The sequence below is a fragment of the Calidithermus terrae genome (assembly GCF_003574345.1).
Classification (GTDB): domain Bacteria; phylum Deinococcota; class Deinococci; order Deinococcales; family Thermaceae; genus Calidithermus; species Calidithermus chliarophilus.
On record NZ_QXDL01000195.1, the window covers coordinates 1 to 7,538 of the forward strand.

Genomic DNA, 7,538 nt, shown 5'->3' on the forward strand with positions numbered 1-7,538 from the left:
CCGCCCGCCCCTGTCAAGTCTTGACCCTTCCCCCCAATCCGGGTAGCCTCACTCCGTCATGTACGTCGCTATCGAGGGGGTCATCGGGGTGGGCAAGACGACCCTCACCCGTCTATTGGCCGAGCGCCTGGGGGTGCAGCCGCTGCTCGAGGTCGTGGAGGAGAACCCCTTCCTCCCCGTCTTCTACGAGGACCCGGTGCGCTACGGCTTCAAGGTGCAGGTCTTCTTCCTGCTCTCGCGCTACAAGCAATTGCTGCCGCTGGCCCAGCCCGACCTGTTCAGCCGGGGCGTGGTGGCCGACTACCTCTTCGACAAGGACGCGATCTTCGCCGCCATGAACCTCTCGGGCGACGAGTGGGCGCTGTACTCCGACCTCTACAGCCACCTCTCCCCGCGCATCCCGGCCCCCGACCTCACCATCTACCTGCGGGCGCCGCTGGGCGTGATCCTGGAGCGCATCCGGCAGCGGGGCCGCAGCTTCGAGGCCAACATCGACCCGGGCTACCTCGAGCGCCTGGGCCAGGCCTACGACCACCACTTCGCCACCTACGCCAACCCGCTGTGGGTCGTCGAGGCCGACCAGCTCGACTACGCCAACGACCCCGCCGACCAGGACTGGATCACCCGGGAGGTGCACAAGCGCCTGGGGCTGGTCGCGGCGGAACAGAGCCGCCCTTGAGCCGCTGAGGGCCGCGCACACCGGGCATCGCCCGCGGGATCACGCCTATGTACATCGCCATCGCCGGAAACATCGGGGCAGGCAAGTCCACGCTGACCACCCTGCTCTCCAGCCGCTACGGGCTGCGCCCCGTCTACGAGGCCGTGGACGAGAACCCCTACCTGGCCGACTTCTACCAGGACATGGGGAGCTGGGCCTTCCACTCGCAGGTCTTCTTCCTCGCCAAGCGGCTCAAGCAGCACCTGGCCGAGATCAACGGCGCGACCTACGTGGTGCAGGACCGCACCGTCTTCGAGGACGCCCACATCTTCGCGCAGAACCTCTACCTCGAGGGCCACCTCTCCGAGCGCGACTGGCAGACCTACATGGCCCTCTACCAGGGCATCGCCCCCGCGCTGCGCAAGCCCGACCTCCTGATCTACCTCGAGGCCGACCTCCCCACCCTCCAAGCCCACATCGCCCGCCGGGGCCGCGCCTACGAGCAGTCCATCCCCGCGAGCTACCTCGAGGCCCTCAACCGCCTCTACGCCGCCTGGATCGCCACCTACGACCTCTCCCCCGTCCTCGTCCTCCCCACCCAACGCCTCAACTTCGCCGACGACCCCGCCGCCCAACAGGAAGTCTTCACCCTGCTCGACAGCTACGGCCTGGCCCTGCCGTTCATTTGAACCCTGGCTCGCAGCCAGCGGTTTGTCGAGCGCCAAGGCGTCTTGCGTTTCGCGTTTTGCGTCTTGCGTCTTGCGTCTCGCGTACGGCGTACGACGTAAGACGTATGACCCACCCCCAGCGTTTTGCGTCTCGCGCTAGACCTACACCCCTTATGCTTTCTCACCCAATACCCATTAGGCTTTGAGGGATGAAAACGACACCCCTGAAGCTAGCGTTCACCGGCCTGCTGCTCGTGCTCACCGCCTGCCCCGGCCCGGCGTCGGGCTTCACCGGCGAGAAGGGGGCGGTGCGGATGCAGGATTGGCCCGGCGGCACCGCTGCTGCCGTGAGCTTCGTCAACCTCAACAACCTCGAGGCCGTCGTCAACGTCAAGGTCTCGAACCGGGGCGAGTTCGATTACCGCCTGCCTACCCTCGACGACTCCGACCTCGCCCCGGTCGGCGACCTGCTGAGCAGCGGCTGCAGCGCCAACCCCGCCACGGCCAACCTGGCCCCGGTGGCCGCCATCGGCCAGACGGAGGACAAGCGGGCCTTCTACCCCTTCGCCATCGACTTCCCCTTCGAAGCACCCAGCCTGCGCGAGGGGGACCGGCTCTTCAACTACTTCTACGGCTTCGACGTCGGCTGGTACTACAGCGACCGCGACGTGGAGATCAGCTGCAGCGGCTCGAGCGACAAGCTCAAGTTCCGCAAGGGCTGGAACCTCTCGGTCGTCGAGATCACCGGGGTCGAGGACGGGACCGTCACCGACGCGAAGCAGACCCGCCCCGACTCGCTCGACGGCAGCTTCGTCTTCTACCCCGAGTTCGGCGCCGCCCGCTCGCTGAGGCTCGAGGCTAAAAGCTTCACGGGCGTCCTGAACCCGGAGTACCGGGCCCGGGCGGCGCGGCTGCTCGAGCGCTAGGTAGCTTCCGACCCTGCCGAGCCGCCTCGTGGGCGGCTCTTTTTCACGCGCCGCAGGGCTTTGACCAGCTCCCGGACGACCCTGCGCCGCAGCTCAGGGGGCTCGAGCACCTCCACCCGGTCGCCCAGGCTCAGCGCCCAGGCCACGGCGTCCTCCTCGACCTCGAAGCGGACGCGGGCCCGGAGCCAGCCCTCCCCGTCGGGCTCGGCGTGCTCGAGCCGGGCCCAGCGGCCCACGAGCCCGAAGCGTTCGAAGGCGTGCTGCTCGAGGCGGGCCAGCACGGGGTAGACCGGGAGCTTGGCCTGGAATTCGCTGCGGGCTTGGCGCCAGTAGCGCTCGAGGTCGAAGCCGGGCGGGCGGGTGAAGCGCTCGGGGAGCAGCTCGGCGTGGGCGACGCGGGAGACCCGGTAGGTGCGCAGCACGCCCTCGCGCCGCGCGACCAGGTACCACGCCTGCCCCCGCACCACCAGCCCGAGCGCGTCCACCACCCGCTCGCCGGGCGGGCCGCCGCCGCTGGGGTAGTGCAGGCGCACCCGGCGGTCCTCCCACACCGCCGCCTGGAGCAGCGGGAGCCAGGGCACGGGCTCGTCGCGCCTCGAGCCGTCGATGAGCAGGCGCTGGCGGGCGTGCTCGGCCTCCCGGCGGCGCGAGGCGGGCAGGGCGGCCAGCAGCTTGAGCAGGGCGTTCTCGGCGGCGCGGCCCAGGCCGAGGTCGGCCAGCAGTTGCGGGGGCTTGAGGGCGAAGAGCGCGAGGACCTCGTCCTCGTTGAGCCCGGTGAGCTGGGTGCGGTACTCCTCGAGCAGCCGCCAACCCCCGGCCGGGCCCCGCTCGGCGTACACCGGCACCCCGGCGGCGCTGAGGGCCTCCATGTCGCGGTGGACGGTGCGCTCGGAGACCTCGAGCCGCCGCGCCAGCTCGCGGCCGGTGGCCCGCCCCTGCGTCTGCAGGATCAGGAGGATCGACAGCAGCCGGTCGGCCCGCATGAGCCCATTGTGCCCCCGGATCATGACAGGAGGTGTCATATATGGCGGCTAGGCTCGAGGAGGAGGTGAACATGAGTCTCAAAGGCAAGGTAGCGGTGGTGGCCGGGGCGACCCGGGGCTGCGGGCGCGGGATCGCGGTGGAGCTGGGCGCGGCCGGGGCGACGGTGTACTGCACCGGGCGCAGCACCCGGGGCAACCCCTCCGACCTCAACCGCCCGGAGACCATCGAGGAGACCGCCGAGCGGGTGACGCAGGCGGGCGGGGTGGGGATCGCGGTGCGGGTGGACCACACCCGGGAGGAGGAGGTGAAGGCGCTGTTCGAGCGCGTCCGGGCCGAGCAGGGCGGGCGGCTCGACGTCCTCGTCAACGACGTGTGGGGCGGGGATTCGATGATCGAGTGGGGGAAGCCCTTCTGGGAGATGGACGTGGCGCAGGGGTGGAGGCTGCTCGAGCGCTCCGTCTACAGCCACCTCCTCACCAGCCGCTACGCGGTGCCGCTGATGCTGGGGCACGACGCCGGCCTCATCGTCGAGGTCACCGACGGCGACAGCCTAGGCTACCGGGGGAACTTCTTCTACGACCTCGTCAAGACCACCGTGATCCGGCTGGCCTACGCCATGGCCGAAGAATTCAAGTCCAACCGCTACGCCGGGGAGGGCGGCGTGAAGTCGGCGGAAGCACCCAAGAACATCACCGCCGTCGCCCTCACGCCGGGCTTCCTGCGCTCGGAGGCGATGCTGGATCACTTCGGCGTGACCGAGGCCAACTGGCGCGACGCCATCGCCAAGGACCCCTACTACGCCGAGTCGGAGACCCCGCACTACATCGGGCGGGCGGTGGTGGCCCTGGCCTGCGACCCCGACGTGCACGAGAAGGCGGGCAAAGCCCTGGCGACCTGGCACCTCTCCCGCGAGTACGGCTTCACCGACATCGACGGCCGGGCGCCGCACTGGCAGGAGTTCTTCGACCGGATGCAGGCGCGGAAGGGGTTGGATAGTGCCGATGGTCGGTAGCCGATAGCTGATAGCCGGGCGCCGGTCGCGGGTCGTGCGTCCTGCGCCCGGCGTCGTACGTCGTACGTCCTACGTCGTACGCAAAACGATTTGGCCCTAGAGCCTCGACCCTTGACCTCGAGTGCCACATGCCACGGGCCCCCGCCTCCCGCTGACGGATGGCCGCTGACGGCTGACCGCTGTTCCCTCGAGCCCCCACGAACACGGGCCGTGCGGCTATGAGCAACGCCGGGCATGGCTTAGAATCCCCGTAGTGCAGGGGGCCACATGGTGCGCTATCTGTTGCTCGCAGTGAACTTCATCGTCGTGTTGCTCATGGCGCTGGCGCCATGGGCCGTGCTCAAGCGCGAGTTCGGCGGGGTCGGGGTGCTGCTCACGCCCTTCGACCTCGTGAACCCGCAAAACCTCCAGCTTCCCGCCATGAACACCGGCTGGGTCACGCCGTTCTTCTGGGCCTGGGTGCTGCTGGTGCTCGTCGCCAGCGCGGCGCTGTTCCTGCCCGACGCCCGCACCCGCGCGCGGGTGCTGTACGGGGCCGGGGCGGTGGGGCTGCTGCTGTTCGTGGCGGAGGCCGCGGTGTTCTACCAGACCGTCAACGCCGTCAACGGGCCCGCGCTCGAGGCCGGCACCTCCCCGCGCCGCCTGCCCTTGCGGCGCTTCAGCCTGTCGCTAGGGGCCTACATGGGCGTGTTCTTCAGCCTGGGCATGCTGATCCTGGCGCGGCTGCAACTGCCCGGCGGCAAAGCCTTCCTGGTGCGCTACCGGGGCGTGGTGGTGCCTTTGGTCTCGCTGCTGCTGGCCTCGCTGATCGGCGCGCTGGTGGTGGGCTTCATCCGGCCCGGCCTGGGCGCCGAGGGCAAGGTGCTGCCGCTGCTGGACGCCGTCGCCACCAAACTCGACCTGGTGACCTACACCTTCCAGCTGCTCTTCAGCCCCGTCATCAGCGTGACCGGCTGGTTCCAGAGCCTGCTGCTGGCCACGCCCCTCATCTTCACCGGGCTGGCGGTGGCCTTCGGCTTCCGCTCGGGGCTGTTCAACATCGGCGCGCCGGGGCAGCTCACGGTGGGGGCCATCACCGCGATGCTGGTGGGGGTGTACCTGCCCGGGCCCGGCTGGGTCACGCTGCCCCTCTCCATCGCCGCCGCGGCGGCGGGCGGCGCCCTGTGGGGGGCCATCCCGGGCTGGCTCAAGGCCCGCTTCGGGGCGCACGAGGTCATCAACACCATCATGCTCAACTACGTCGCCGCCTCGCTCTTCCTCTTCCTCATCGCCGCCAACGAGTACAAGTTCTTCGGGACCACCGTGCGCCTGCCCTTCAAGGCCGAAGGCTTCGAGGCCCGCAGCAACGAGGTGCAGGAGGGCTCGCGCATCCCGCTCATGCTCGACCTGCTCGTGCGCGACGGCCACCTCTCCTGGGCCATCCCCCTCGCGCTGGTGCTGGGGCTGGTGGCCTACTACACCCAGCGCCGCATGGACCTCGGCCGCCGCTTGCTGATCTCAGGGGGGGCGGTGCTGGCGGGGTACGTGGTGGGCGGCTTCCTGCCGGGGCCGTCGGTCGAGCTCACGAGCGCCCTCACCTCCTCGCGCTTCAACGGGGCCTTCCTGCTGGCGGTGCTGGCGCTGCTGTTCTACAACTTCTACCTCTTCCGCACGCCCGGCGGCTACGAGCTGCGGGCGGTGGGGCTGGCGCCTAAAGCGGCCGAGTACGGCGGGGTCAACCTGCGCTCCAAGACGGTCCTGGCTATGGCTATCTCCGGCGCGCTCGCCGGCTTGGCGGCCACCCACTACGTCCTGGGCGGGGGCATCGACGAGTACCGCCTCAAGCAGTCGCTGCCCACCAGCGTCGGCTTCGACGGGATCGCGGTGGCTTTGATGGGGCAGAACACCCCCATCGGCATCAGCCTCTCGGCCTTGCTGTTCGGCGTGCTGCTGACGGGCGGGCTCGACCTCAACCAGCAGCTCGCCGTGAGCCGCGAGCTGGTGACGGTGCTGCAGGCGCTGATCGTGCTGTTCATCGCCGCGGGCGGCTTCTTGCCGCGCTACTTCATCGACCCGCTGCAGGCCGCTCAGGTCGAGACCGAGGCCCGGGCCGAGCTCGAGGCCCGTGAAAAAGCGTTGGTCGGGAGGGCTGGATGAAACGCCTGTCGCCTTTCATGATCGGATTCCTCGTGGTCGCGGCGGTCGCCGTGGTGTTTGTGGGCATGCGGGTCGAGTCGGCCATCCTGATCGCGCTGTTCTTCTCGACCCTGCGCCAGACGACCCCCCTGCTGTTCACCGCCTTGGGGGGCATGTTCTCCGAGCGCTCGGGGGTGACCAACATCGCCCTCGAGGGCATGATCCTCTTCGGCGCGGCCGCGGCCGCCATCACGGTGGAGCGGCTCGAGGCGCCCATGCTCGCCGCCGACCCCCTGTCCCGCGCGGCCTGGATCCCCTGGGCCGGCGTGGTGGCCGGGGTGTTGATGGGCGGCCTGGTGGCTACCGTCTACGCCATCGCGGTCATCCGCTACAAGGCCGAGCAGATCGTGACCGGCACCGCCATCAACCTGCTGGCCGCCGGGGCCCCGCCGGTGCTGATGCAGGCCTTGTACAACACCACCACCAACTCCAAGGAGGTCGAGAACCGCCTCCCGGTGATCGGGGTGGCCGGGGAGAGCCTCTCCCCGCTGGTGTTCCTGGCCTTCTTGCTGGTTCCCCTGTGCTGGTGGGTGATGTTCAAAACCCCCTGGGGCCTGCGGCTGCGCGCCGTGGGCGAGCAGCCTGAGGCCGCCGACACCATGGGGGTCAACGTCTACCGCCTGCGCTACACCGCGGTGATCCTCTCGGGCCTGCTGGCCGGGCTGGCCGGGGCCTACCTCTCCATCGGCTTCCTCAACCAGTTCGTCAAGAACATGTCGGCCGGGCAGGGCTTCATCGCCCTGGCCGCCCTGATCTTCGGCAAGTGGCACCCGCTGGGCGTGCTGGGCGCGACGCTGCTGTTCGGCTTCTTCCGGGCGCTGGCGATCCAGCTCGGCGGCGGCGAGGTGATGCCCTCGGTGGTGGTGGAGGCGCTGCCCTACGTCCTGACCATCCTGGTGCTGGCCGGGTTCATCGGGCGCAGCCGGCCGCCGGCGGCGATCGGTAAGCCGTATGAGAAGTAGTCGATAGCCGGGCGCCGGGCGCGGGTCGGACGTCGGATGCGGGTCGTGCGTCCTACGTCGTACGTCGTACGCCGAACGCAAGACGCAAGACGCCCTTTGTTTACCCCCCTTAACAAGGGGGGTGGGGGGGATATACCCACCCCGCTGGCGGGG

Annotated in this window: 7 protein-coding genes; 6 read left to right on the forward strand and 1 reads right to left on the reverse strand. The window is 69.6% G+C overall.

Features of this window, described 5'->3' with window-relative positions; translation table 11 throughout:
* The first annotated feature begins 58 nt into the window (after positions 1-58).
* From Mterra_RS16970 to Mterra_RS16980, 3 genes are all read left to right on the forward strand, one after another.
* A complete protein-coding gene (locus Mterra_RS16970; protein ID WP_119316232.1) occupies positions 59-679 on the forward strand; it encodes a deoxynucleoside kinase in 621 nt (206 codons plus the stop codon).
* A gap of 47 nt (positions 680-726) precedes the next feature.
* Positions 727-1,347, forward strand: a complete 621-nt coding sequence (locus tag Mterra_RS16975) for a deoxynucleoside kinase (protein ID WP_119316233.1) — start codon at positions 727-729, stop codon at positions 1,345-1,347.
* 188 nt (positions 1,348-1,535) lie between these two features.
* A complete protein-coding gene (locus Mterra_RS16980; protein ID WP_119316234.1) occupies positions 1,536-2,252 on the forward strand; it encodes a hypothetical protein in 717 nt (238 codons plus the stop codon).
* On the opposite strand, the gene Mterra_RS16985 is transcribed toward Mterra_RS16980, so the two are convergent.
* On the reverse strand, positions 2,249-3,235 hold the full coding sequence (locus Mterra_RS16985; protein ID WP_119316235.1) for a helix-turn-helix transcriptional regulator: 987 nt from the start codon (positions 3,233-3,235) through the stop codon (positions 2,249-2,251). The genes Mterra_RS16980 and Mterra_RS16985 overlap by 4 nt on opposite strands.
* Before the next feature lie 71 nt (positions 3,236-3,306).
* Between Mterra_RS16985 and Mterra_RS16990 the strand changes: the two genes are divergently transcribed.
* From Mterra_RS16990 to Mterra_RS17000, 3 genes are all read left to right on the forward strand, one after another.
* The gene (locus tag Mterra_RS16990; RefSeq protein ID WP_119316237.1) at positions 3,307-4,248 is read left to right on the forward strand and encodes an SDR family oxidoreductase; all 942 of its coding nucleotides are present in this window, start codon (positions 3,307-3,309) and stop codon (positions 4,246-4,248) included.
* 267 nt (positions 4,249-4,515) lie between these two features.
* On the forward strand, positions 4,516-6,384 hold the full coding sequence (locus Mterra_RS16995; protein ID WP_119316236.1) for an ABC transporter permease: 1,869 nt from the start codon (positions 4,516-4,518) through the stop codon (positions 6,382-6,384).
* A gap of 65 nt (positions 6,385-6,449) precedes the next feature.
* Positions 6,450-7,385, forward strand: coding sequence for an ABC transporter permease (locus Mterra_RS17000; protein WP_027894106.1), 936 nt, complete (start codon positions 6,450-6,452; stop codon positions 7,383-7,385).
* The last annotated feature ends 153 nt before the right edge of the window (positions 7,386-7,538 follow it).

Bases quoted from the DNA above. Each gene is read 5' to 3' on its own strand.
- Mterra_RS16980 (WP_119316234.1), top strand. From the start codon at position 1,536: ATGAAAACGACACCCCTGAAGCTAGCGTTCACCGGCCTGCTGCTCGTG.
- Mterra_RS16995 (WP_119316236.1), top strand. From the start codon at position 4,516: ATGGTGCGCTATCTGTTGCTCGCAGTGAACTTCATCGTCGTGTTGCTC.
- Mterra_RS16985 (WP_119316235.1), bottom strand. From the start codon at position 3,235: ATGCGGGCCGACCGGCTGCTGTCGATCCTCCTGATCCTGCAGACGCAG.
- Mterra_RS16975 (WP_119316233.1), top strand. From the start codon at position 727: ATGTACATCGCCATCGCCGGAAACATCGGGGCAGGCAAGTCCACGCTG.
- Mterra_RS16970 (WP_119316232.1), top strand. From the start codon at position 59: ATGTACGTCGCTATCGAGGGGGTCATCGGGGTGGGCAAGACGACCCTC.
- Mterra_RS16990 (WP_119316237.1), top strand. From the start codon at position 3,307: ATGAGTCTCAAAGGCAAGGTAGCGGTGGTGGCCGGGGCGACCCGGGGC.
- Mterra_RS17000 (WP_027894106.1), top strand. From the start codon at position 6,450: ATGCGGGTCGAGTCGGCCATCCTGATCGCGCTGTTCTTCTCGACCCTG.